The sequence below is a fragment of the Acetobacterium sp. K1/6 genome, from assembly GCF_034438075.1.
Classification (GTDB): Bacteria; Bacillota; Clostridia; order Eubacteriales; family Eubacteriaceae; genus Acetobacterium; species Acetobacterium carbinolicum.
Map to the genome: position 1 here is coordinate 86,092 of NZ_JAXQGA010000006.1, position 22,382 is coordinate 108,473.

At 39.9% G+C, this 22,382-nt stretch carries 28 protein-coding genes and 1 tRNA gene; 27 read left to right on the plus strand and 2 right to left on the minus strand.

Annotation, left to right across the window (positions count from 1 at the left end; translation table 11 throughout):
• Positions 1 to 48: 48 nt before the first annotated feature.
• Both U2P91_RS07045 and U2P91_RS07050 read left to right on the plus strand, forming a co-directional pair.
• Complete coding sequence (locus U2P91_RS07045) at positions 49 to 1,716, plus strand: metallophosphoesterase (RefSeq protein ID WP_162624465.1); 1,668 nt, start codon at positions 49 to 51, stop codon at positions 1,714 to 1,716.
• Positions 1,717 to 1,806: 90 nt separating this feature from the next.
• A complete protein-coding gene (locus tag U2P91_RS07050; protein WP_322519304.1) occupies positions 1,807 to 2,289 on the plus strand; it encodes a DNA-deoxyinosine glycosylase in 483 nt (160 codons plus the stop codon).
• 31 nt (positions 2,290 to 2,320) lie between these two features.
• Here the strand turns inward: U2P91_RS07050 and U2P91_RS07055 are convergent, their stop codons facing one another.
• Positions 2,321 to 2,743: a pyridoxamine 5'-phosphate oxidase family protein gene (locus U2P91_RS07055; protein WP_322519305.1), complete on the minus strand. Its 423-nt coding sequence runs from the start codon at positions 2,741 to 2,743 to the stop codon at positions 2,321 to 2,323.
• Positions 2,744 to 2,848: 105 nt separating this feature from the next.
• On the opposite strand from U2P91_RS07055, the gene U2P91_RS07060 reads away from it, so the two are divergent.
• The 11 genes from U2P91_RS07060 (at position 2,849) to U2P91_RS07110 (ending at position 9,735) form a co-directional block, all read left to right on the plus strand.
• Positions 2,849 to 3,766 (plus strand): YafY family protein, encoded by a 918-nt coding sequence (locus U2P91_RS07060; protein WP_322519306.1) that lies wholly within the window; start codon positions 2,849 to 2,851, stop codon positions 3,764 to 3,766.
• Between the two features lie 234 nt (positions 3,767 to 4,000).
• Positions 4,001 to 5,125 (plus strand): Fic family protein, encoded by a 1,125-nt coding sequence (locus tag U2P91_RS07065; RefSeq protein WP_322519307.1) that lies wholly within the window; start codon positions 4,001 to 4,003, stop codon positions 5,123 to 5,125.
• Positions 5,126 to 5,454: 329 nt separating this feature from the next.
• The gene (locus tag U2P91_RS07070; RefSeq protein WP_050740687.1) at positions 5,455 to 5,643 is read left to right on the plus strand and encodes a type II toxin-antitoxin system HicA family toxin; all 189 of its coding nucleotides are present in this window, start codon (positions 5,455 to 5,457) and stop codon (positions 5,641 to 5,643) included.
• A 26-nt stretch (positions 5,644 to 5,669) separates the two neighbouring features.
• A complete protein-coding gene (locus U2P91_RS07075) occupies positions 5,670 to 6,068 on the plus strand; it encodes a type II toxin-antitoxin system HicB family antitoxin (protein WP_322519308.1) in 399 nt (132 codons plus the stop codon).
• 786 nt (positions 6,069 to 6,854) lie between these two features.
• On the plus strand, positions 6,855 to 7,034 hold the full coding sequence (locus U2P91_RS07080; protein ID WP_322519374.1) for a hypothetical protein: 180 nt from the start codon (positions 6,855 to 6,857) through the stop codon (positions 7,032 to 7,034).
• A complete protein-coding gene (locus U2P91_RS07085) occupies positions 7,003 to 7,146 on the plus strand; it encodes a type II toxin-antitoxin system RelE/ParE family toxin (RefSeq protein ID WP_322519309.1) in 144 nt (47 codons plus the stop codon). Before U2P91_RS07080 ends, U2P91_RS07085 begins: the two co-directional genes overlap by 32 nt.
• A gap of 71 nt (positions 7,147 to 7,217) precedes the next feature.
• Positions 7,218 to 7,532, plus strand: a complete 315-nt coding sequence (locus U2P91_RS07090) for a helix-turn-helix transcriptional regulator (RefSeq protein WP_322519310.1) — start codon at positions 7,218 to 7,220, stop codon at positions 7,530 to 7,532.
• Positions 7,529 to 7,684 carry a hypothetical protein gene (locus tag U2P91_RS07095; protein ID WP_322519311.1) on the plus strand — a complete coding sequence of 52 codons (156 nt, stop codon included), beginning with the start codon at positions 7,529 to 7,531 and terminating at the stop codon, positions 7,682 to 7,684. Before U2P91_RS07090 ends, U2P91_RS07095 begins: the two co-directional genes overlap by 4 nt.
• A gap of 382 nt (positions 7,685 to 8,066) precedes the next feature.
• Entirely contained in the window at positions 8,067 to 8,237 is a 171-nt protein-coding gene (locus tag U2P91_RS07100) for a type II toxin-antitoxin system HicA family toxin (protein ID WP_322519312.1), read from the plus strand.
• A gap of 48 nt (positions 8,238 to 8,285) precedes the next feature.
• Positions 8,286 to 8,705 carry a type II toxin-antitoxin system HicB family antitoxin gene (locus U2P91_RS07105; RefSeq protein WP_322519313.1) on the plus strand — a complete coding sequence of 140 codons (420 nt, stop codon included), beginning with the start codon at positions 8,286 to 8,288 and terminating at the stop codon, positions 8,703 to 8,705.
• Positions 8,706 to 9,144: 439 nt separating this feature from the next.
• Positions 9,145 to 9,735 (plus strand): site-specific integrase, encoded by a 591-nt coding sequence (locus U2P91_RS07110; RefSeq protein WP_322519314.1) that lies wholly within the window; start codon positions 9,145 to 9,147, stop codon positions 9,733 to 9,735.
• 131 nt (positions 9,736 to 9,866) lie between these two features.
• Here the strand turns inward: U2P91_RS07110 and U2P91_RS07115 are convergent.
• Positions 9,867 to 9,942, minus strand: a tRNA-Ala gene (locus tag U2P91_RS07115).
• Between the two features lie 402 nt (positions 9,943 to 10,344).
• On the opposite strand from U2P91_RS07115, the gene U2P91_RS07120 reads away from it, so the two are divergent.
• The 14 genes from U2P91_RS07120 (at position 10,345) to U2P91_RS07185 (ending at position 22,374) form a co-directional block, all read left to right on the plus strand.
• Positions 10,345 to 11,598 (plus strand): PocR ligand-binding domain-containing protein, encoded by a 1,254-nt coding sequence (locus U2P91_RS07120; RefSeq protein WP_322519315.1) that lies wholly within the window; start codon positions 10,345 to 10,347, stop codon positions 11,596 to 11,598.
• Between the two features lie 2 nt (positions 11,599 to 11,600).
• Positions 11,601 to 12,719 (plus strand): response regulator transcription factor, encoded by a 1,119-nt coding sequence (locus tag U2P91_RS07125; protein ID WP_111887726.1) that lies wholly within the window; start codon positions 11,601 to 11,603, stop codon positions 12,717 to 12,719.
• Positions 12,720 to 13,010: 291 nt separating this feature from the next.
• Positions 13,011 to 13,286: an ethanolamine utilization microcompartment protein EutM gene (gene eutM / locus U2P91_RS07130; protein WP_070371827.1), complete on the plus strand. Its 276-nt coding sequence runs from the start codon at positions 13,011 to 13,013 to the stop codon at positions 13,284 to 13,286.
• A gap of 28 nt (positions 13,287 to 13,314) precedes the next feature.
• Complete coding sequence (gene pduB / locus U2P91_RS07135) at positions 13,315 to 14,100, plus strand: propanediol utilization microcompartment protein PduB (RefSeq protein ID WP_111887725.1); 786 nt, start codon at positions 13,315 to 13,317, stop codon at positions 14,098 to 14,100.
• A gap of 44 nt (positions 14,101 to 14,144) precedes the next feature.
• The gene (locus tag U2P91_RS07140; protein WP_026396057.1) at positions 14,145 to 15,806 is read left to right on the plus strand and encodes a propanediol/glycerol family dehydratase large subunit; all 1,662 of its coding nucleotides are present in this window, start codon (positions 14,145 to 14,147) and stop codon (positions 15,804 to 15,806) included.
• 16 nt (positions 15,807 to 15,822) lie between these two features.
• Positions 15,823 to 16,482, plus strand: coding sequence for a propanediol/glycerol family dehydratase medium subunit (locus U2P91_RS07145; RefSeq protein ID WP_322519316.1), 660 nt, complete (start codon positions 15,823 to 15,825; stop codon positions 16,480 to 16,482).
• 15 nt (positions 16,483 to 16,497) lie between these two features.
• Positions 16,498 to 17,001, plus strand: coding sequence for a diol dehydratase small subunit (locus U2P91_RS07150; RefSeq protein ID WP_322519317.1), 504 nt, complete (start codon positions 16,498 to 16,500; stop codon positions 16,999 to 17,001).
• A gap of 37 nt (positions 17,002 to 17,038) precedes the next feature.
• Entirely contained in the window at positions 17,039 to 18,853 is a 1,815-nt protein-coding gene (locus tag U2P91_RS07155) for a diol dehydratase reactivase subunit alpha (RefSeq protein ID WP_111887722.1), read from the plus strand.
• A 2-nt stretch (positions 18,854 to 18,855) separates the two neighbouring features.
• Positions 18,856 to 19,230 (plus strand): glycerol dehydratase reactivase beta/small subunit family protein, encoded by a 375-nt coding sequence (locus U2P91_RS07160; RefSeq protein WP_111887721.1) that lies wholly within the window; start codon positions 18,856 to 18,858, stop codon positions 19,228 to 19,230.
• A 12-nt stretch (positions 19,231 to 19,242) separates the two neighbouring features.
• Positions 19,243 to 19,671 carry a BMC domain-containing protein gene (locus U2P91_RS07165; RefSeq protein WP_322519318.1) on the plus strand — a complete coding sequence of 143 codons (429 nt, stop codon included), beginning with the start codon at positions 19,243 to 19,245 and terminating at the stop codon, positions 19,669 to 19,671.
• Between the two features lie 60 nt (positions 19,672 to 19,731).
• Positions 19,732 to 20,385 (plus strand): phosphate propanoyltransferase, encoded by a 654-nt coding sequence (pduL, locus tag U2P91_RS07170; protein ID WP_111887719.1) that lies wholly within the window; start codon positions 19,732 to 19,734, stop codon positions 20,383 to 20,385.
• A gap of 4 nt (positions 20,386 to 20,389) precedes the next feature.
• Entirely contained in the window at positions 20,390 to 21,214 is an 825-nt protein-coding gene (gene eutJ / locus U2P91_RS07175) for an ethanolamine utilization protein EutJ (RefSeq protein ID WP_111887718.1), read from the plus strand.
• Positions 21,215 to 21,238: 24 nt separating this feature from the next.
• Positions 21,239 to 22,078 (plus strand): flavoprotein, encoded by an 840-nt coding sequence (locus U2P91_RS07180; RefSeq protein ID WP_242988669.1) that lies wholly within the window; start codon positions 21,239 to 21,241, stop codon positions 22,076 to 22,078.
• 17 nt (positions 22,079 to 22,095) lie between these two features.
• Positions 22,096 to 22,374 (plus strand): EutN/CcmL family microcompartment protein, encoded by a 279-nt coding sequence (locus U2P91_RS07185; RefSeq protein WP_014356937.1) that lies wholly within the window; start codon positions 22,096 to 22,098, stop codon positions 22,372 to 22,374.
• Positions 22,375 to 22,382: the final 8 nt, after the last annotated feature.

A 22,382-nucleotide genomic window follows, 5' to 3' on the forward strand; every position in this document is an offset into this window, starting at 1 on the left:
GTTTCGTCAAAATCAAATCCACAATAAATTTATAGAGGAGTTATGATTATGAAAACCACAAAGTATTTCAGCCTGGCGTGTTTAAAGATCGCCAATTCTATTTTGGGCGCCTACACAGCAATTTCGGATGGTGTAAAAGAGATGACCATCGAGTCCAATGTGTTAATGTCAGACGAGATAGATAACCCACCGGTAAATGACAAGATTCAAACCATTTTGCTTAAATTTAGCGATGAACTGGATCCATCTACCATCGCTGATGCGGTGAAGCTGTATCGCATCGATAGCACCGGAAATCCGGTGGAAGAAATCTGTGCGGTAAAAATCGATCTCAATGATCCCCAAACCATCCGAATTAATAATAAAGATATTACCCGTTTTGCCCAGGGGGAAGAGTATCAGCTGGTGATAAAAAGCACCCTGGGTTCTAAGACCAAAGCATCGCTGGGGTGCGATTATGTCGGCTATTTCGTCACCAATATTGATTTTGATTTATCCGGCAACCCGGAGTTAAACGAAGAACGAACCCAAATTATTATTGCCAGCGATTTTCATCTGGGTGTTGATTCAGCCTTTGCCGAGCTGGAAAAAAATAAACAGGCGCTGGTGGATTTCTTGGGCCAGGTCAAAAATTCGCCTAATGTCAAAGAACTGGTCATCGGCGGCGACTTACTGGACGAATGGTTTTTACCGATGGATTATCAGATGCCGGATTCCAAAGCAGCTTTCTTTGATCAGGTGGCGGCCAACAATCAGGCCATCGTTGACGGCTTTAATGCCATTATCAAAGCCGGCGAAATCAAGGTGACCTATGTTCCTGGGAACCATGATTTATTGCTGACTGAGGCCGATGTGGCTCGAATCTTTCCGGGCATCAGTCAGGCCCGAGCAGAACTCCAGGGTCTAGGTACCTACGTTACCGGTTCCAATTCAGAAATTGTTATTGAGCATGGCCACAAGTACAATTTTTTCTGTACCCCTGACCCGCTTTCAAACCGAGCGATCACAAACGATAATACCACTATTTTGCCGCCGGGTTATTTCTTTACCCGTATTGCCACCACCTGTGTAGTTGAGGGCCATCCCCAGTCAGACAATGTCTTCCCGGAAATGATTCCCAACAAAGAAGACCCCAGTCAATTTAATGCCTATTTGTACTATGAAACCTGGAAAGCGATTTTATCGGTGTTGCCAGTCAAAGAAAGCTTTGAGGACAAGGTGTTAAAAACTAATATTGATGGATTTACAGAAAATTATTCCATTAATGACTGTATTCCTCAACAAGATAAAGAAACAGGAGTGATTAGCGGCGTGCTTTATCACAACATTCAGGATACCTGGGAGGAGCGTCAGACCATCAATGGAATAAAGGCAAAAATCCCTGTCAGAGATGCGATTACCCAGGCAGCAGTCCCTGCCTTTACCGATTTTCAGGCTCAAACTCAGTTTTTTGATTTAGACTCGTCTAAACGGATTGTGGTGTTCGGCCATACCCATGTGGCCGATGTTATCCCCATGACCAACCGCGACCATCAAAAAAACATTTATGCCAACAGTGGCACCTGGATTGATAATGCTCAGGGTTACCCGACTCGGACCTTTGTGGTGATTACACCGCCCAAAGGCAGTTCAGCCATTGAAACCGTCAATCTGTATCAGTATTCGCCGGATCAGACCATTTCCCAATGGACCGAGGCGCAGGCAATCCGAATTTAAGCATAAAAACTCCCGTGAATCTGCAACAAATTCACGGGAGTTTTATGATGCGGTCTTGATGATGTTATAAGAGATGAAGAGGGATAAAAAATGCCAATAACCCATACTTTTGAACCAGTCTATGATAAAAAATCAAAAATCCTGATCCTTGGGACATTTCCGTCGGTAAAGTCCCGAGCAAGGGATTTTTACTACCAGCACCCCCAAAATAGATTCTGGAAAGTGATCAGTGCTCTGGTGGGCTGGTCAACCCCTGACACCATTGAAGATCAAAAGACCCTGCTGCTAGAAAACCAAATTGCTGTCTGGGATGTGATTTATTCCTGCGATATCATTGGCTCAAGTGACAGCTCCATTAAAAATGTGGTGCCCAATGATATGGGGTTACTATTAAATAAGACTGACATCAAAACTATTTTTGCCAACGGCGGCAAAGCTTATGAATTATACAACCGATACTGTTTTGAGGCGACTAAGAAGGCTATTGTCAAGCTACCATCCACCAGTCCCGCCAATGCCAGCTATTCTTTGGAAAAACTGGTGGATTGCTGGGGTGAAGCATTGAGCTTATAAATTTGCGTGTTAATTGCGCGATGTTTATTCGTTAAAGAAGAATATGGCCGATATTCTCCAAGTCAACCGTTACATCTGCATCGTGAAATTCGATTTCATACAATATGAGATGTTCACCGACTTGTTCAATCGTTATTGCATAGTCGGGTACTTTTTTAATGAATTCTGCACTCAAGTCGTAAAGAGTACGGCTACTTTTTTTGACCCGCCCATGTTTGACCCGCACATGGGCATTCCCCTCATGGGGGATTGTTGTAAATGCGATAGATGTATTCTTAGCAAATTCTTCTACCTTTTGATTATCACCAAAGGTAGAAAAATAGATAATCCCCTTCGAATCATCCTGGCAACAAAAATTTACAATTCTGACATTGGGTGATCCATCAATACAGGTTGCTAAAGCAATTTCCACCTGTTCTGCCATTATCCTGTCATATTCCTTTACAAAATCCATTTCAATACCTCCAATTTTTGATATACTAAGCCTACCACACTAACCTTGACAGCAGTATGTCATAGTTGTAAAATTAGAGCACTAATCTTTTGGGAGTAAATAAACATGAAGATCGATCGTCTTATTTCAATCATAATGGTGCTTTTAAATTGCGAAAAAATGAGTGCCACAAAACTCGCAAATCGATTTGAGGTTTCACCGCGGACGATCTATCGTGACATTGAGGTTATTGAAAAAGCAGGTATTCCTATTTTTACCACAACGGGATCAGAAGGTGGAATTGGTATTTTACCAGAGTTTAAGATTGACAAAAGCTTGTTTACCAGATCTGACATACAAACCATCTTAATGGGATTAAGTAGTGTTTCGACGGCACTACCTTTAAAAGAGTTGACTGGAACGCTTGAAAAAGTTAAAAATCTGCTGCCAGAAAAGCAAATCATAAAAGCGAATCAGATCGCAATTGACCTAACGGCATGGATGGGCAACAAATCGTTGCTCTTATTCATTGAACAAATAAAACAATCACTTAAAGAAAGCCGCCTGCTGCAGTTTTCATATTGCAATAATAACGGCATTATCAGCAATCGACAAGTTGAACCATACCAACTGGTGTTAAAGGAAACGCATTGGTATTTACAGGCTTACTGTCTGGAAAAACAGGATTTCCGTATATTTAAGTTATTTCGGATATCAAATTTGGTTATTGATACAACTTCGTTTATACCGAGAGCGTTTTCTCCCAAACCTTTGGATGGTGGAGACTGGATTAATCATAAGCTGATACCGATACAACTACTAGTTGATGCTTCTCTTTATGAAAAAATGATGGAACTCTGTGGAGAAGAACAGATTAAGCCATTGGGCAAAAATGCGTTTCTGGTTGACTTTATGTTTGTCCCTGACGATTACGGATATAATATTCTACTGGGATTTGGCCCTAAATGTGAATGCGTCGGTCCGATCGAAATCAGAGCCGAACTAGTCAATCGTATCGAAGCACTGGCTTCGCGTTATAAATAAAGTCCCTTTTTGTACACAAACAAAGTTTTTGTACTGGTATCGGTAATGGCGGTTCCCGCTCGAGATATAAACAACAGAAAATGAATTAGTGAGTTATATGATTGATTGTGATGTAAGAGAAAAAATATTAGAATGCTGAGCTATAACGAGTTTTAAGTAAAAAGATACAAGATATAGATTTAATATTGATGACATGTTATAATTACGAAAAGATAAATTGTGAGGTACTGTATTATGGCAATTAAAGGTGTTTCAAAATTACCGGTTTCAGTAAGTGAATCAGATGCTATTAAAATTTTTGAGATTTTAGCTGAGACAAACTTAAAAATGGGACAAATTAAAACAAAATTTGATTGTTCTATTGTTAGTAATCCTCTAGTTCAAGTTTTGACATTAAGTGAATCTGTACAATCTACACGAATTGAAGGTACGCAAGTTACTTTTTCAGATATGATTGAGGAAAAAAACAAGAAACACTCAAGATGGGAAATAATAGAGGTAACTAATTATCAGACAGCCTTAAATCAAGGTGCGGATAGAATTTCTCAGGGATATCCAATATCAACAAGGTTAATAAAAGAACTTCATAAAATTCTTATGGATCGTGGAAGCGGCACAGCTCAAGCTAGTGGAGAGTTCAGGAAGATCCAAAACTTTATTGGACCTACAAACCGCATTGAAGATGCTGTATATTTACCTGTAGAAGCGAATAAAATTGATTCATATATGGAAAATTTAGAATTTTTTATTAATGGAGAAAAGCATTCGAGTTTTGAAAATAAAACGAAAGATAATACTTTTGTTTTTGATTATAAAGCACAACCTTTGATAAAAACAGCAATTATGCATGCCCAATTTGAGTCAATACATCCATTTTTAGATGGCAATGGTCGATTAGGTCGTATATTAGTTGCTCTTAATCTAATAAAGGAAGACTTAATATCAGAACCGATTTTTTTAGTAAGTGAAGAACTTGAAAAAGAGAAAAGCCGTTACTATGATTTATTAAATGGGGTGAGAGGGGATAATCCAGACTGGGCTCCTTGGATAATCTTTTTTTTGAATGCTTGTAAAAGAATGTCTGAAAATTTGCTGAAAAAATTAGGGGAAGTGGATAAGTTGGCTCGGGAGGGACTGAGTAAATGTAATACGAAAACTGAAGAAGAAGTTTGGATTTTTTTATTTTCAGAGCCAGTGACAACTGCACCTGAGGTAGCGAAAAAAGTAGGGATATCTGCAAATACTGGGAGAAAAGCATTAGGTAGTTTATCAGAAGCTGGGTTGATTTATGCCGATAAATATGCGAAAAGAAATAAGCGGTATAGAAATTATGACTTAGTAAGAATACTAAGAGATTAAAAATAGAACTCCTTTACAGGCCAGTAAGAAGAGGATCAATCAAAGACCTCTTCTTTTTTATTTTCTGGATCATGTCGTAAATGTCGCAAATGTCGTAAATTAATTTGTAACCCCTGTTATATATGTTGTAAATGTTATAAACTCATGGAATAAATGGAGACAATGGAATTAATTCACAACCCGTGATTTTATGGGGTTTTCAGAGCCTCTTCTATTTTGTGGAATAATGGAATTAATGGAAAAAATTAAAACAATCAACTATAAAATCAATTGACGCACGTATTAACACGTGTTACAATAGATCATGATAAGGAAGTGGGGTTAAGCCAATGCCAATGACACCAAAACAGATGATAAAGCTCCTAAAAGAAAATGGATTTATTGAGGAACGCCAAAACGGCTCCCATAAATTCTTTGTGAATCCGGATACCGGCAAAAGAACCACCGTACCTTATCACTCAAAAGACCTTAAAAAAGGCACTGAACAGCAAATATTAAAAGATGCCGGGCTGAAATAGCCCGAACCATAAAGGAGGAAATACCCATGAAGAAATTGTTTTATCCAGCGGTTTTTATTCCTGAAGAGGATGGCGGTTTTTCCGTGTTCTTTCCAGACCTTCCCGGCTGCAATACCTGTGGAGATACCATAGATCAATCTTATGAAATGGCCTTTGAGGCGTTGGGCCTTGTTTTGTCCTATATGGAGGATAAGAAAGAACCGATTCCACAGGCTTCTAACCCACAAGCCATCAAGCTGGAAGAGGGACAGTTTTTAGTAGTGATTGAATTTGATATGGCTGCCTATAAAAAAAGAACTGAATCCAGAGCAGTTAAGAAAACACTTACCATTCCTTCCTGGTTAAATGATGCTGCACTTGAAAAGAATGTCAACTTCTCCCAGGTGCTCCAGGACGCACTCATGGAAAAGCTCCATATCGCATAACCCCAAACCCTTATAAGCCAAACAACAGAAGCCCGGGCCAGCGCTTTGCCCTTTTTTGGTGTTTGATTTGTCCGGATGTAATTCAAGCGGTGAGTTTTTCTTAGAAATATGAACCTTAACATTTTTTTCAAATTACTGGTTCCTATATAAATTTCAAGGTTAACATTACAATTTAAAATTTTACTGTGTTTCTCCACGGCATCATTCCACGACGGGGAATATATACGCACATGTTATTAATTCGGCCGATGCAAAGGCCAGTGATGCCCTGGATTATATTCTAGTTATAAAATCCCGTAAAGCTCAGTAACTTCTGTTATTGGGCTAAATTTTTATAAAAATAAACACCAAATAAACATCAGACTAGGGCTTTTCTGATCATATCTGATCTCCGGGCATAATCATCTGAACCACGTGTTATTATCCAAAATCAGTTCCTGGAGGCATAAATAAAGACCACCTGGAAGAGGAGCAAGACCCCCAATAGATCGGCTGAAAATCCAGCACATCTTTATAGGACTGTAAGAAGAGGTTCAATCAAAGACCTCTTCTTTTTTATTTTCTGAATCGTGTCGTAAATGTCGCAAATTAATTTGTAGCCCCTGTTATATATGTTGTAAATGTTATAAACTTATAGAATTAATGGAAATAATTCACATACATCCTATTTATGCGGTTCTTAGAACCTCTTCTATTTTGTGGGATAATGGAATTAATGAAAAAAATTAAAACAGATTGCCGTATTATAACAAATATGTTATAATACAATCAAATAAAGAGGTTGATATGTTTAAAGTAATATTTTATAAAGATTTAAAAGGCAATGAGCCTGTAAGGGAATATCTCACCAGTTTAAAGGCTAAATCCAGCACCAGTAAGCAAGATCGTATCAAATTTACAAAAATCACTACCTATATGCGATCATTACAAGAATATGGTACCCGGATTGGTAACCCAACCGGTTAAGCACATTGATGGTGACATCTGGGAGCTAAGACCTTTAGCAGACCGGATATTTTTCTTTTACTGGAAAGATAATACTTTTGTTTTGCTACACTATTTCCATAAGAAAACGTAGAAAACCCAACAGAAAGAAATTGACAAAGCAATAAAAAACATGAAAGATTTTAATGAAAGGATGTGCTAAAAATGAGTATTAAAATAGGCAATGAAGAATTTACAGAGTTCAGCGACCTTTATAATGACCCTGATTTTATGAGCGATTCAGAAAGGGCAGAGGTCGAATTTGAGGTAGCCCTTATTGGTAAACTAATTGAAGCACGTGAAGCGAGCGGTTTTTCTCAACAAAAACTTGCTGATCTAACAGGATTAAAACAACCGGCCATTGCACGCCTGGAGAATCTTAAATCAATCCCTAAAATTGACACCCTCTTCAAGCTCCTTGATCCGCTGGGTTATACTCTGGCCATTGTCCCAAAAGAAAAGAGACCAGCAAAAAAATGAGCAGATATATTGAAATTAATGGCGTTATTGAATTGCCTGATAACGTGTATCATGACCAGTTTTGGAATGAATTCATTGATTTCCTTGAAAGTAAAGGCTGCTATTTCGGCGGTGGCACTCAAGAAATTGATGAGGAGGGAAACCCTATATAGTGACCAATGGATATAGAAACCCGTAAAGCTCAGTAACTTTTATTATTGGGCTTTAAGGTATTTCAGGGATAGAAAATGAAAACTTGAATATTTACAGTTGGAAAAATCATACAAAGTTTTCTTTAATCAGATAGATTGTATAGAAGTCGAAACTGTGCGGGTGGTCGGGGATAAGGCTATGAGTGGTAAGCTTTTTACAGGTTATGATTTGAGTACTGAATTAATAGTATACGAGCTCAATGAAAATTAAAAGACCACCCGAAGAGGCCTCTCTTTTATTTTGTGGAATAATGGAATTAATGGAAAAAATTAAGCCTTACCTAGTTGATATTATTGACAAGTGTGTATTTAGTGTGTATAATATAAGCGTCAGGAGGATACTATGAAACGTAGAGTCTTGATAAAAAAGCTGAAAAAAATTGGTTTTGAGTTTGATCGTCATGGAGGAAAGCATGATGTTTACCGGAGAGGTAAAGATTTAGAAGAAATCCCACGACACAATGAAATCAATGAACGTCTGGCAAAAGCAATCTTGAGAAAATGGGGCTTATAAAAGCCCTGCTTCCACTTGTATAATAAAGAAACCCAGGAGGATAAACAAATGAAAGCCATCTATCCCGTGATTTTCACACAAACAGATGAAATTGTTCTGGTAGAGGTGCCAGATTTGGGAATTCTGACAGAGGGGGTCGATATGGCCGATGCCATTGATATGGCCCGTGATGCCATTGGATTAAAGGGGATCACGATTCAAGACGATGGTGAAGATGTTCCAGCACCTTCAAAATTCAATGAAATTGATCCTTTAAAGGGCACCTTTGCCACTGATAGAAGAGGCATTGTGTCATTGGTTGATGTGGACTTTACTGAGTACCGCCGCCGACTTGATAATAAAACAGTCAGACGGAATGTAACCTTGCCCAATTGGTTGAATCTTGAAGCAGATAAAGCAAACGTCAATGTTTCCAGGGTATTGCAAGATGCCCTTATGGAAAAACTACACGTTACCAACCGAATGTAAACCGATGAGCCGATACATTGAAGTAAGCGGTGTTGTTGAACTGCCTGATAATGTGGATTATGACTAATTTTTGGATGAATTCATTGATTTCCTTGAAAGTAAAGGACTGGCAAGATCGGCGTAAAATCGCGCCGGTGTTCCTTGCCACAATTGGAAAGCAAGATTGGTTCACGTTTTTTCGGGAGCCAATTACCCTGGTACTTTTGAATATTTTTGAGCAAAAGTCTTTTTTTGATTTTTCAGATAAAGTAATCGCCTAATTTAGTGGCAAAAAACTTTTCCACAATCCGCATAGTTGGAAGAGGTAACCCTATCCAATGACTGATAAATCCAGAACTATTATTTCAAGGGAGGGGGGTCACGCATGCGACCTGCGTGTTATAAGAAAGTTGACCGCCGGTACGTTGTTATAAAAAAATATAAAAAATTAAGATAGGGATTGGAACCCATAAAATATAAGCTGGCTCTTAATCTTCTAATATTCAGTGGTTTACGGCGTGGGGAGATCGGCGGCCTGAAATGGTCGGACATTGATTTCGATGATAAGATTATCACAGTGAAGAGGGCTTTAAAATACATTGCCGGTGTGGGGCTGTTTGAAGGGGAAACCAAAACATTTAAATCCAGAAGAAGTATTAAGCTGCCTGATTTCGTCTTTGATTTATTTAAGGCCTATAAGGTCTGGCAACTGGAAGAGCGCCTTAAGGTGGGGGATCGGTGGCAAGATCATGATTTTATTTTTACCCGGTGGAACGGGGAACCCATGAGCCTGGACACCATCGGGGGTTATTTAAAGAAATTCACAGACAAACATGGGTTAAAGCCGGTACATCTGCACTCACTCAGGCATACCAATGCATCCATTTTGATTGCTAGCGGTGTGGATCTCAAAACGGTATCCTCACGGCTGGGACATTCTAATTTATCCACAACGGGCAATAGCTATGCCCATGTGATTAATTCGGCTGATGCAAAGGCCAGCGATGCCCTGGATCATATTCTAGTTACAAAATCCCGTAAAGCTCAGTAACTTCTGTTATTGGGCTAAATTTTTATAAAAATAAACACCAAATAAACATCAGACTAGGGCTTTTCTGATCATATCTGATCTCCGGGCATAAAAAAAAGAGAACCTCAACGGCTCTCTTGTGCTATTCTTATTGGTGGAGATGAGGGGACTCGAACCCCTGGCCTTCTGACTGCCAGTCAGACGCGATCCCAACTTCGCCACACCCCCAGATGATACTGCTTTCAGGACACTTTTACAGTATAATTGAGGTGTCTTTTTTTTGCAAGTGTTTTTTTAAAAAGTTCAGACAAATTCTCGGTTTTTTAAAAAAATTGAAATAAAATGATTGGAAAAGTACTGATTATTTGGTCGAGAATACAAAAAATCGGATTTGTTACAGGTAACCGATAAAATTCGGAATTGTTCAAATTGTCGCAGTCAAGAAAATACCTGATTTATCTAAAACACCAATAAACTTAAAAATTCGCAGCAATATAATACTGATGCAAAGCAAAATAATATAAAGTGGTAAAAAAAATGCCAAAAAATTCCTGTATGTGTTATAATATTACTCAAATGGGAATCGAAACAAATGAGAATTATGGGATTATTGACTAAAGGGGTTGTTATATGAGAGTCTTACTAAAGATTACTGACATTATTGACGTAGAGGTACTGCAAAGAATCCAGGATTCTTTTTCAGATGCCACTGGGCTTGCTGCGGTTACTGTTGATTACAAAGGCAATCCGATTACGGAATACAGTAATTTTTCAGAATACTGTACCTGCGTCAGAAAAGAAAGTAGCAATCGGGATTGTTGCTTTCAGTCAGATGCCCACGGCGGGATTGAGTCAGCCCGATCTGGGAAACCATCGATTTACATTTGTCATGGGGGATTGGTCGACCTTGCCGTTCCGATCATGGTCAAAGGTAATTATCTTGGCGCCATTATGGCCGGCCAGGTAAAAATTGATGAAGAAGAAATGAAACGGTTGTCTTTTGGTACAAGTCATGAACTGACCGATTTTTCAAAGAATCCTGAAATAATGGATCTATATGACAAAACACTAAAAACAACATTAACACAGGTAAGATCGGCAGCAGATTTGCTTTATACCATTGCCAATTATCTGGTAGAAAAACAGATGATTCATATTATTCAGGAGGAATTGCATAATAAGAACCTGGAATTAATGGAAGAGGTTAAACTGCGAAGTGAAGTCGAGGCTTCGTTAAAAGAAGCTGATTTAAAAGCTTTACAGGCTCAAATTAATCCACACTTTCTGTTTAATGTTTTAAATACCATTGGCCGGTTGGCACTTTTGGAAGGGGCAGATAAAACTCAGGAAATGATTTATGCGTTTTCGGATATGATGCGTTACACCCTGAAAAAAGAAAAGAACAATGTGGTAACGCTAAAAGAAGAAATGGAACATGTGCAAAATTATTTATCGATCCAGAAGATGCGTCTGGGCAATCGATTAAATTATCTGGTGGAAGTGGATGAGATGGCTGAAGATATCTTATGTCCGTTTATGACCATCCAGCCTTTTGTCGAAAATGCCATTATTCATGCCATTGAACCGAATGCAAGAGGTGGCGAAGTCAGAATAACCGCTGATATTTTAAAAGAAATTGCCATTCTCAAAATTGTCGATGATGGCAAGGGTATTCCTGATGATCGCATCCATAAAATTTTGGATGGTACCTATGAAGCGGACGGACGGGAAAAGAATACTGGAATTGGAATTAATAACGCAAACAAGCGGCTTATGTATTACTACGGCGTTGATTATGGGGTTGAAATAAAAAGTGAGCTTGAAAAGGGCACTGAAATTACGATTAAAATACCCCGTAAATCTCTAGCTGGGAGGGGATTATAATCATGTATAAACTGTTTATTGTAGAAGACGAGCACTTAGAGATTGAAGCGATTAAGCTCATTCTCAGTCAGCATGGGGAAAATATTGAAGTTGTGGGCGAAGCATCTTCGGGACTGGTAGCCATTGAAGAAATCCGTCGATTAAATCCGGATATTATCCTGCTGGATATTAATATTCCAGAGATAAACGGAATTGATGTTTTAAAAATGATCAAAAAAGAAGATCATGAAAAAAAAGTCATTTTAATTACGGCATTCAATGAATTTGATTTTGCCCATCAAGCCATTAAAGCCCGGGTGGATGATTTTCTGTTAAAACCGATCCGTCCCCAGCAACTCATGGATTCGATCAATCAGAGTATTGCTTCTTTAAAGAATAATGCGAAAGAACGATTTGATGAAAAAATGAATGAAGTCATTTTTGCAATTATTCAGAAAAAATACAGCGATGCCAGAACAGCACTGATCAACTATCTGGATATGATTTATGATTATCATACCTATGATATTATGTCGGTCCAGTCAGAAATTAAACACTTTATGGAAGAACTTAATATTGTCACTCAGGATATGTGCGGCTATGAGCTGAATAGTCCGCTCTGTTCAAGCAACAACATGCAATTTGTCAGTGGCTATAAGAACCGCTACGATCTAAAAATTGAGATCATGAAAACCATCGACAAGGTTTTTGACCGGATGCTGGATAATAAAGAAACGCGAAAGAATAATATCGAAGATATTTTAAACTATATTGACCGAAACTGCTATAAAGACATTTCTCTCGATCAGGTTGGCGAGTATGCAAATATGAGTTCCTATTATTTAAGCAAGATCTTTAAGAAGGAAACAGGCGTTAATTTCGTAACCTACCTAACGGAACGAAAAATCGAAATTGCGAAAGATATGCTGGCAAATACCGATGTTCCGATTATCAATATTGCCCTGGATCTTTCTTACCATGAACCGAACTATTTCAGTAAGGTTTTTAAAAAGAGCACCGGGATGACACCGACAGAGTATCGGAAAGAGCGCCGTAGTATTGCTTTAGAGGAAGAAAATCATTCGGGAAATACGCATTCCAATGAAGAAAAATATTCAGAAAAGCATCGAGAAGTTTCTTGAATAAAAATTGAGTAAAACAGCAAAAACGAAGAACAGGAAAACCTGATGGTTGACCTGTTCTTTTTAGTGAAAGAATAAGTAAGGCTGGCTTTAAAGTGCAGGGATTCGACAAAATATTGCACTATGTTTTTGTGTACAGATACAAAAAACAGCGATAGTAAAAGGTTTTCAGAGTGATTTTGAGAAACTTAGAATAATTTTATAAGAATAGCACAAGTAATTATCATAGACTTTGAATTAAAATAGAGGTAGTTCAGTAACAAAATCTTGAAATTAAGGAGGATAGAGCTTATGACAAACGAAGCTTTAGGCATGATTGAAACTAAAGGACTGGTTGCAGTAATTGAAGCAGCTGATGCAATGGTAAAATCAGCAAATGTATCATTAGTAGGCTACGAAAAAATCGGTTCTGGATTAGTAACTGTTATGGTTCGTGGTGATGTTGGAGCTGTTAAGGCTGCAGTTGATGCAGGTGCTGCGGCTGCTGACAAAGTAGGACAGGTTGTTTCTGTACACGTAATCCCAAGACCACACGGTGATGTGGAGAAAATTTTACCAAGTCTATAATATTTAATAATTACGGAGGTGTAAATTAATGAAAGATGATTTAATGAACAAGTTGATGGAAGAAGTTATGAAAAAAATGAGTGAAGTTGAAGAAACTGGCTCAGTTGCCGCTGCCACAGGTGTATGCGGATTGACCGAATTTGTAGGAACCGCTGTTGGTAACACAATTGGTTTTGTTATTGCAAACGTGGACAGAACTTTACACGAAGCAATGAAAATTGATCCTAAATACAGATCTATCGGTATTCTTTCTGCTAGAACTGGTGCTGGTCCACAGGTATTTGCTGCTGATGAAGCTGTCAAAGCGACTAATTGCGAAGTTGTTTCTTGTGAATTCGCAAGAGATACTGAAGGTGGCGCAGGTCATGGTTCTTTAATTATCTTTGGTGCAGAAGATGTATCTGATGCAAAACGTGCTGTTGAAGTTGCCCTTAACGACCTAAACAGAACCTTCGGAGATGTATATGCAAACGCTGCAGGTCATTTGGAATTCCAATACACAGCTCGAGCAAGTTTTGCTTGTAATATGGTATTAGGCGCTCCAATTGGAAAAGCTTTCGCAATCATTGTTGGTGCTCCAGCTGGTATCGGCGTATTAATGTCTGATGCTGCTTTGAAAGCTGCTAACGTAGAACTTTGTGGTTATGCTTCACCTGATAATGGTGGTACTAAATTCTCGAATGAATCAATGATCTTCATTTCTGGAGACGCTGGCGCAGTTCGTCAAGCCGTATACGCAGCTAGAGAAGTTGGTAAACAAGCTTTAGAAGCTCTTGGCGGTCCTTGCCCACCTGTAACAACACCTTATATTTAAGCAGCTGTTGTTAGTTTTCTAAGAAAGAAGGAGGAATAATGACTATGAAGTCAAAAAGATTTGAAGCTTTAGCAGCTCGTCCAGTCAAAAAGGATGGTTTTGTTAAAGAATGGCCAGAAGTAGGTCTCATTGCAATGAACAGCCCTCAAGATCCAACACCGAGCCTGGTGGTTGAAAATGGTGTGGTTGTTGAATTAGATGGAAAAAAACGAGCTGAGTTTGATATGCTTGATACCTTCATCGCGAACTATGCTATTCGTTTAGAAAAAGCCCAAGAATATATGGCAATGGATTCTTTAAAAATTGCTAATATGCTTGTTGATATTAATGTGCCGAGAGACATTGTTGTTGATATTACAACATCAATCACGCCTGCTAAAATTACCGAAGTTCTTGGTCACATGACCGTGTTGGAAATGATGATGGCTCAAAGTAAAATGCGAGCTCGTCTAATGCCTTCTAACCAATGTCACGTTACCAACGTAAAAGATAACATGGTTCAAATCGCTGCTGATGCTGCAGAAGCTGCTATCCGTGGATTTGATGAAATGGAAACAACCGTCGGTATCGGTCGTTATGCACCATTTAATGCTCTTGCTATCATGGTCGGCGCAAATGTTGGTCGTCCCGGTATCTTAACACAATGTGCGGTTGAAGAAGCGACCGAACTTGATCTTGGTATGAAAGGTTACACCGCTTACGCTGAAACGATTTCGGTATATGGTACCGAACCCGTTTTCATGGATGGCGATGATACTCCATACTCTAAAGCTTTCTTAGCATCAAGCTACGCTTCCCGTGGTTTGAAAATGCGTTTTACATCTGGTTCTGGATCAGAAGTACAAATGGGTTATGCTGAAGGTAAATCAATGCTTTATCTTGAAGCGCGATGCTTATATATCACTAAGGGTGCCGGCGTACAAGGAAGCCAGAATGGTTCAGTTTCTTGTATCGGTGTTCCAGCTGGTGTACCGGGCGGTATCCGCGAAGTATTGGCTGAAAACTTATTAGCAGCATGCCTCGATTTAGAGTGTGCTTCTTCTAATGACCAGACCTTTACTCACTCTGACTTACGACGCGTTGCGCGTTCATTAATGCAAATGGTACCAGGAACTGATTACATCTGTTCTGGTTACTCTGCTACACCTAACTATGATAATATGTTTGCAGGCTCTAACTGGGATGCCGATGATTATGATGATTGGAATGTAATCCAACGTGACTTAAAAATCGATGCCGGTTTACAACCTGCTGATGAAGATACCGTTGTTGCTGCTCGTGCTAAAGGCGCTCGCGCAATGCAGATCTTATTCAGAGAATTAGGCTTGACCGAAATCACTGATGCTGAAGTTGAAGCTGCAACTTATGCTCGTGGATCACAAGACATGCCTGACCGTGATGTTGTCGCTGACTTAAAATCTGTTGAAGATTTAATGGGTCGTGGCGCAACAGCGGTTGACTTTATTAAAGCTTTAGACCGAGGCGGCATGAGAGATGTTGCTGAATCGATCTTTAACATTCAATTACAGAAATGTGCTGGTGACTACTTACACACTGCTTCTAAATTAAGCTCTACATGGGAATGTATTTCAGCAGTTAACTATCCAAATACCTATCATGGAGTAAAAACTGGTTATGTAATCAGTGACGAAAGATGGGCACAAATCCAAGATATTCCATGGGCTGTTGACCCAGCAAGCATATAGGAAGGGGTGTAATAAAATGGCTATAAACGAACAAATGTTAAAAAGCATTATTGAAGATGTCTTAAAAGAAATGACTGGCGCTGCGCCAGCTTCTGCACCAGCTTCTGCACCAGCAGCTACTGCTGCCGGCGCTGTTAAACTGTCTCCAGTCGGAGAAGCGAAACAAGGAATGGCAAGTGATGAAGTACTAATCGGTTTAGCTCCTGCTTTTGCGGAGGCTCAAACAGTTACCATCACTGGTATTCCACACGATAAGGTTCTTAAAGAAATTATCGCTGGGATTGAAGAAGAAGGCTTAAAAGCCCGAGTTATCAAAATTTACCGAAGTTCTGACGTTGCTGTGTGCGGTCATACCGCTGCTAAGCTTTCTGGATCAGGTATCGGCATTGGCTTACAGTCAAAAGGTACTTCCTTAATTCACCAAAAAGATTTACCACAGTTAAGTAACTTAGAATTATTTTCTCAAGCGCCATTGATCGACTTAGAAACATATCGAATGATTGGGAAAAATGCTGCTAAATATGCTAAAGGCGAAAGCCCAGCACCCGTTCCGGTAAGAAACGACCAGATGGCTCGTCCAGCTTACCAGGCGAAAGCAGCCCTATTACATATTAAAGAAACTGAACATGTTGAAGCCGGTAAAAAAGCCGTCGAACAACAAGTTTCGTTTGTATAAGTGGAGGTGACCAGAATGACACAAGAACAAATGTTGGAACAAATCGTTAAACAAGTTATGAGTTCTATGAGTACCGCTGCAGCTCCTGCTACAGAATCTTGCGGAACTGTTTCAAAAGCTGATTACCCTATCGGTGATAAAAGACCAGAGTTGATTAAATCCGCTACTGGTAAAGCTTACAAAGAATTAACCTTAGATAAATTATTAGCTGGGGAATTAACACCAGAAGATTTACGAATCAGACCAGAAACCCTTGAACTTCAAGCTCAGGTTGCTGAATCTGTAAAACGTGATGCATTTGCCAGAAATCTAAGAAGAGCGGCTGAACTAATTGCTGTTCCAGATGCTCGTTTATTAGAAATCTACAATGCCCTGCGTCCATACAAATCGACTAAAGACGAATTACTGGCGATTGCTGCTGAACTTAAAAACCAGTTCAATGCTCCAATTTCCGCTTCTTTAGTAGCTGAAGCTGCTGAAGTATACTATAACCGAAAACGATCAAAAGAATTCTTATAGAATTAGCATAAATAGGAAGTGTTGGGAGGACTAACATATGATTATTGCAGGAATAGATATTGGAAACGCAAGTACTGAAACAGCTCTTGCCCGATATGTCGATGGAAAGCCTGAATTTCTTTGTAGCGGTATTGTTGATACCACTGGGATGAAGGGAACCCGTCAAAATATTCATGGAGTTTTCGCCTCTCTCAAACAAGCCCTTGAAAAAGCTGGTTTAACCGTAGAAAATGTTGATTTAATCCGGATCAATGAAGCTGCTCCCGTTATTGGGGATGTAGCGATGGAAACAATTACAGAAACAATTATTACGGAATCAACCATGATCGGTCACAATCCCTCGACACCAGGGGGATTGGGGATCGGTGTGGGTGTGACCGTAGACATAAGAGAAGTTAATGATTGTGATAAAGGCGAGTCAGTTATCGTTGTTATCCCAAGAGAAGTGGATTTTGATGATTCCTCTCGAATTATTAACCATGCTGTTAATAACGGCATATTTATTAATGGTGCCATTGTCCAACGTGATGATGGCGTTTTAATTAATAACCGACTTGTCAAAAAAATTCCGATTGTTGATGAAGTTTCGCTGATTGATAAGGTGCCAAGAAACATGCGTGCTGCCATTGAGGTTGCCGCACCAGGTTCGGTAGTTGAACAGCTATCAAACCCATACGGTATTGCAACCGTATTTGATTTAACATCCGACGAGACAAAACAGGTTGTGCCTGTTTCACGAGCCCTCATCGGAAATCGTTCAGCAGTTGTTATCAAAACGCCGGCAGGGGATGTCAAAGAAAGAAAAATCCCGGCTGGCCAAATCATTATTCAGGGCACAAACAAAAAAGCTCAGGTTAATGTGGATGATGGTGCTGAAAAAATTATGGAAGCAATACGTTCTGTAGCTCCGGTAGAAGATATTAAAGGAGAAGCTGGCACCAATGCCGGTGGAATGCTTGAAAAGGTGAGACAGGTCATGTCAAACCTGACAGATCAACTGCCAAGTGCAATTAAAATTCAAGATTTATTAGCCGTCGATACTTTCGTTCCTCAAACAGTCAAAGGTGGGATTGCGGAAGAATTTTCCATGGAGAATGCCGTTGGTATTGCCGCCATGGTTAAGGCTGATAAATTGCAGATGAATATGATTGCCCATGAATTGGAAGCTGAACTGGGTGTAAAAGTTGAAGTGGGCGGAGTTGAAGCCGATATGGCGATCCGTGGTGCGTTAACAACACCTGGTAGTAATAAGCCTTTAGCGATTATCGATATGGGCGCAGGATCGACAGACGCAGCGATTATTAACAGGGCAGGTGAAATTAAGTCCATCCATTTAGCAGGTGCCGGAAACATGGTCACCCTGCTCATCGCATCTGAATTAGGATATGACAACATGGCTCTGGCGGAAGATATTAAAAAATATCCGTTAGCTAAGGTTGAAAGTTTATTCCATATTCGTCATGAAGATGGAACCGTTCAATTTTTTGACAAGCCACTTGATCCCAGAACTTTTGCACGGGTTGTCATTTTGACACCAAATGGAATGATACCCATGCCGGGTAATTATTCACTAGAACGTATTCGAGCAATACGTCGAGAAGCGAAAACAAAAGTATTTGTTGTAAATGCGATTCGTTCATTAGAACGTGTCAGCCCGACCGGAAACTGTCGGGATATTGAATTTGTTACCTTAGTTGGCGGATCAGCCCTCGATTTTGAGATTCCGCAATTAGTAACGGACGCCTTATCCAAGTACAGCATTGTTTCAGGACGGGCCAATATTAGAGGGGTTGAGGGTCCACGTAACGCAGTAGCCACTGGTCTCGTACTTGCTTACGAAGAGGGTGAATAAAGATGCGAATGGATTTTGATGCTCCAAAACCAGAAATAAAAGTTGTCCATGGCAAAAATATAACGTATCAAAAGGTTGTTGATGAAGTATTACACGGAATCGAAGAAGAAGGCATTCCGTTTTCTATCGAAGAACTGGAAGAAACCAATCCGGTGGAACTCGCTTTTCGAGGCGCGGAACTATCCCACCTTGGCGTGGGAATTGGAATTACGGAAAATGAAGTGGTACTCCATTATATAAAATTAAAAGAGGATCATCCAATTTTTAAAATTCCAGCTTACAGCGATGAGGCAACGCTACGAGCAATCGGAAGCAACGCTGCCAGGCTGGTGAAAAGAATGCCCTTTAAGAATCTTGATAATACGGAACTGTCGTAAGGAGGGGTTAATTTGAATAGAAGAGAGGCCGTTGGCCTAATAGAAGCTATTGGGTTGGCCACAGCGATTGAAGCGGCCGATGCGGCAGTCAAGTCAGCAAATGTAAGACTGATTGGTTACGAAGCGTGTAAGGGCGACGGGATGTCGACCATTAAAGTAGCGGGCGATATCGGTGCTGTTAAAGCGGCAGTTGATGCGGCTACGGCTGCTTGTGCTAAAGGTCGGGGCGTTTGGGCAACCAAAGTGATCGCCAGACCCAGTGAAGGAATTGAGAAATTAATTTACAATAACCAAACAGTCGGGTTTACACCACCAGTCGAACCAGAAGCTGAAGTTGTCACGAAAGCCGTCACTATAGAAGAAAATGTAGAAACAGCAGAAGAAAATGTAGAAACAGCAGAAGAAAATGAAGAAACAGCAGAAGAAAATACAGAAGAATAATCACTTAAATCTGTTGAATGATTCAGACAAAAATGATCTTTTGAAGAAAAGGTGTTAACTATGAATGCAGATGAAAAAAAAGTCATTGAACAAATCGTAATCAATACGGTTAAGAAATTGATGGAAGAAAAAGACACTCCGAATCGTGTTGTTTTAGGAATTTCTAACAAACACATTCATCTTTCCCAGGAAGATATTGAAACACTTTTTGGCAAAGGTTATGAACTGACCAATATGAAAGACTTAAAACAGCCCGGACAATATGCCGCAAAAGAGACCGTTAAGGTAATAGGGCCGAAGGGCAGCTTTGACACGGTTCGTATTTTAGGACCTGCCAGACCGGAAAGTCAAATTGAAGTATCTTTAACGGATGCCAGAACCTTAGGCATTAAAGCTCCAGTTTGTGAGTCAGGGAAACTTGAAGGGACACCGGGAATTACACTTGAAGGACCATGCGGTTCGGTTACCCTTAGTCACGGCGTGATTGTTGCACTAAGGCACATTCATATGCCGACTGAGGTCGCTAAAAAACTTGGCATTAAGGATAAAGACTGGGTTTGCGTTGAAACAAGCGGAATTCGGAAAACTGTTTTCTGTAATGTGTTGGCCCGAGTATCCGATAAATTTGATTACGAAATGCATTTAGATACCGATGAAGCAAACGCAGCAGGACTAAGTAACAATGATTATTTAAAAATAATCCCAAACAGGTGAAATAATGGATTGGAAATCTGGTAACGACGCAATATTGGAATTTGCAGAATTAATTCGGGGGAAAAAAGCCAATGCCTACACGGGCGAATTAAAAGTTGGTGTCGATCTCGGTACTGCAAATATTGTCATCGCAGTGGTTGATGAGAACAATCGTCCCATTGCCGGAGCGACTCAAGGCGCGTCAGTGGTTCGCGACGGTATTGTCGTTGACTATCTCGGAGCGAGTCAAATTGTACGAAAACTTAAAGGTGAGGTTGAAGCAATTTTAGGCATTGACTTAACATATGCCAAAGCAGCCACAGCCATTCCTCCTGGTATCTTGGCCGGGAATACTAAAATTATCTCCAACGTGGTCGATTCAGCCGATTTTGTGGTTACAAATGTCGTTGATGAACCAACCGCAGCAGCCACCGTTCTTGGTATCCAAAATGGAGCGGTAGTGGATGTTGGTGGCGGAACCACGGGAATCAGTATTCTCAAAGATGGTGAAGTTATTTTCACAGCCGATGAAGCGACCGGAGGAACACATATGAGTCTGGTACTGGCAGGTTTTCATCACATCAGCTTTGAAGAGGCAGAGGAACTAAAAAAGAACGAATCACAAAACAAAATATTTCCAATTATTAAACCCGTTGTTCAAAAGATGGCGTCGATCGTCAATCGATTTGTGGTCGGGTATGATGTAGATGTTATTTATGTGGTTGGTGGGGCTTGTGTTTTTGATAATTTTGAAAAAATATTTGAAGATGAAACAGGTATCAAAACCATTAAACCAGTAGAACCATTATTGGTAACACCCTTAGGGATCGCCTTTAATTGTCAAAGGTAAGAAATGTGGTGATAGAATTTGGACATGGAGAAAATGCTCGAAAGCGGTTTGTTGGATATACTTATTCAAAAAATTGTTGACGAGGTTGTCAGGCGAATAAAAAATCAACCCAAAAAAGCAGTTGTTTTCTTTACGGGAGCTACGATTGGTTTTGACGAGTCGATGGATTCACTGTTGAAATTACAAAAAGATGGTTGGCAATTAAAAGTTGTTCTTTCTGATGATGGTATGAAGGTGTTAGACCCTTTAGCTATTCAAAAAGAATTAAGTCTTGATGTGATTTATCACAGTGGGAACATCAAAAGCCAAAAAGAGCTTTACGGATCGGCAGATCTATTTGTAATGGCTACCATGAGCGTGAATACAGCAGCCAAACTGGCTGTGGGAATAACCGATACGGTGCTTTTATCCCTTGTAAATCACGGATTTATGGCTGGAACACCGGTCGTTGCAGCGATCAATGCGTGCGATCCGGATGATCCCCAGAGAGCAACTCTCGGAATGGGAAAATCGTCTCCAAAATACCGCGAAATGTTGAATAATAACATCAAAACACTGCGGGATTTTGGAATGAAATTAGTAAGTGGTAAAGACTTGTATGCGACTTGTGTTGGTGGAACCCCCACAGAAGCAAATGATTTAATCGTTGAAAAGACAGCGCGGCCTGTTAGCAAAGAAACGGTGGTTAATCAGATCTTGCTGGGCAAGAGTAGCGAATGCGTGATTGATAAAAATGTCATTTCACGGGTCGATATTTTAAAAGCCAGGGAATCGGATGTGATTAAAATACCATCGGGGTCAATTATAACGGGGTATGCTGCGGATGCCGCAAAGGAATTTGGGCTCCAGATTATCAGGATTTAAGTAAGGGTGGTGAATATATGCAGTTAGCAAAAGTAGTCGGAAACGTAGTATCAACCCAAAAAGATCCAAATCTTGTGGGGTGTAAACTATTGATAATAAAAAAAATTGACGAATATGGTGAATTTGAAAAATATTCAAGTTCTTCTACAGCAATTGCCGTTGATTCAGTGGGTGCAGGTATTGGCGAAACAGTGATCGTGACATCGGGAAGTAATGCCCGTTATGTATATGGTGACAAGATGGCTCCGCTTGATATGACCATTGTTGGCATTGTTGATGAAATTCAGATTGTTTAGCGGGGTGA

What these genes read in the sequence shown, in the direction of transcription:
- U2P91_RS07045 (WP_162624465.1), top strand. Translation starts at nt 49, where the DNA reads ATGAAAACCACAAAGTATTTCAGCCTGGCGTGTTTAAAGATCGCCAAT.
- U2P91_RS07050 (WP_322519304.1), top strand. Translation starts at nt 1,807, where the DNA reads ATGCCAATAACCCATACTTTTGAACCAGTCTATGATAAAAAATCAAAA.
- U2P91_RS07055 (WP_322519305.1), bottom strand. Translation starts at nt 2,743, where the DNA reads ATGGATTTTGTAAAGGAATATGACAGGATAATGGCAGAACAGGTGGAA.
- U2P91_RS07060 (WP_322519306.1), top strand. Translation starts at nt 2,849, where the DNA reads ATGAAGATCGATCGTCTTATTTCAATCATAATGGTGCTTTTAAATTGC.
- U2P91_RS07065 (WP_322519307.1), top strand. Translation starts at nt 4,001, where the DNA reads ATGGCAATTAAAGGTGTTTCAAAATTACCGGTTTCAGTAAGTGAATCA.
- U2P91_RS07070 (WP_050740687.1), top strand. Translation starts at nt 5,455, where the DNA reads ATGCCAATGACACCAAAACAGATGATAAAGCTCCTAAAAGAAAATGGA.
- U2P91_RS07075 (WP_322519308.1), top strand. Translation starts at nt 5,670, where the DNA reads ATGAAGAAATTGTTTTATCCAGCGGTTTTTATTCCTGAAGAGGATGGC.
- U2P91_RS07080 (WP_322519374.1), top strand. Translation starts at nt 6,855, where the DNA reads ATGTTTAAAGTAATATTTTATAAAGATTTAAAAGGCAATGAGCCTGTA.
- U2P91_RS07085 (WP_322519309.1), top strand. Translation starts at nt 7,003, where the DNA reads ATGGTACCCGGATTGGTAACCCAACCGGTTAAGCACATTGATGGTGAC.
- U2P91_RS07090 (WP_322519310.1), top strand. Translation starts at nt 7,218, where the DNA reads ATGAGTATTAAAATAGGCAATGAAGAATTTACAGAGTTCAGCGACCTT.
- U2P91_RS07095 (WP_322519311.1), top strand. Translation starts at nt 7,529, where the DNA reads ATGAGCAGATATATTGAAATTAATGGCGTTATTGAATTGCCTGATAAC.
- U2P91_RS07100 (WP_322519312.1), top strand. Translation starts at nt 8,067, where the DNA reads ATGAAACGTAGAGTCTTGATAAAAAAGCTGAAAAAAATTGGTTTTGAG.
- U2P91_RS07105 (WP_322519313.1), top strand. Translation starts at nt 8,286, where the DNA reads ATGAAAGCCATCTATCCCGTGATTTTCACACAAACAGATGAAATTGTT.
- U2P91_RS07120 (WP_322519315.1), top strand. Translation starts at nt 10,345, where the DNA reads ATGAGAGTCTTACTAAAGATTACTGACATTATTGACGTAGAGGTACTG.
- U2P91_RS07125 (WP_111887726.1), top strand. Translation starts at nt 11,601, where the DNA reads ATGTATAAACTGTTTATTGTAGAAGACGAGCACTTAGAGATTGAAGCG.
- eutM (WP_070371827.1), top strand. Translation starts at nt 13,011, where the DNA reads ATGACAAACGAAGCTTTAGGCATGATTGAAACTAAAGGACTGGTTGCA.
- pduB (WP_111887725.1), top strand. Translation starts at nt 13,315, where the DNA reads ATGAAAGATGATTTAATGAACAAGTTGATGGAAGAAGTTATGAAAAAA.
- U2P91_RS07140 (WP_026396057.1), top strand. Translation starts at nt 14,145, where the DNA reads ATGAAGTCAAAAAGATTTGAAGCTTTAGCAGCTCGTCCAGTCAAAAAG.
- U2P91_RS07145 (WP_322519316.1), top strand. Translation starts at nt 15,823, where the DNA reads ATGGCTATAAACGAACAAATGTTAAAAAGCATTATTGAAGATGTCTTA.
- U2P91_RS07150 (WP_322519317.1), top strand. Translation starts at nt 16,498, where the DNA reads ATGACACAAGAACAAATGTTGGAACAAATCGTTAAACAAGTTATGAGT.
- U2P91_RS07155 (WP_111887722.1), top strand. Translation starts at nt 17,039, where the DNA reads ATGATTATTGCAGGAATAGATATTGGAAACGCAAGTACTGAAACAGCT.
- U2P91_RS07160 (WP_111887721.1), top strand. Translation starts at nt 18,856, where the DNA reads ATGCGAATGGATTTTGATGCTCCAAAACCAGAAATAAAAGTTGTCCAT.
- pduL (WP_111887719.1), top strand. Translation starts at nt 19,732, where the DNA reads ATGAATGCAGATGAAAAAAAAGTCATTGAACAAATCGTAATCAATACG.
- eutJ (WP_111887718.1), top strand. Translation starts at nt 20,390, where the DNA reads ATGGATTGGAAATCTGGTAACGACGCAATATTGGAATTTGCAGAATTA.
- U2P91_RS07180 (WP_242988669.1), top strand. Translation starts at nt 21,239, where the DNA reads ATGGAGAAAATGCTCGAAAGCGGTTTGTTGGATATACTTATTCAAAAA.
- U2P91_RS07185 (WP_014356937.1), top strand. Translation starts at nt 22,096, where the DNA reads ATGCAGTTAGCAAAAGTAGTCGGAAACGTAGTATCAACCCAAAAAGAT.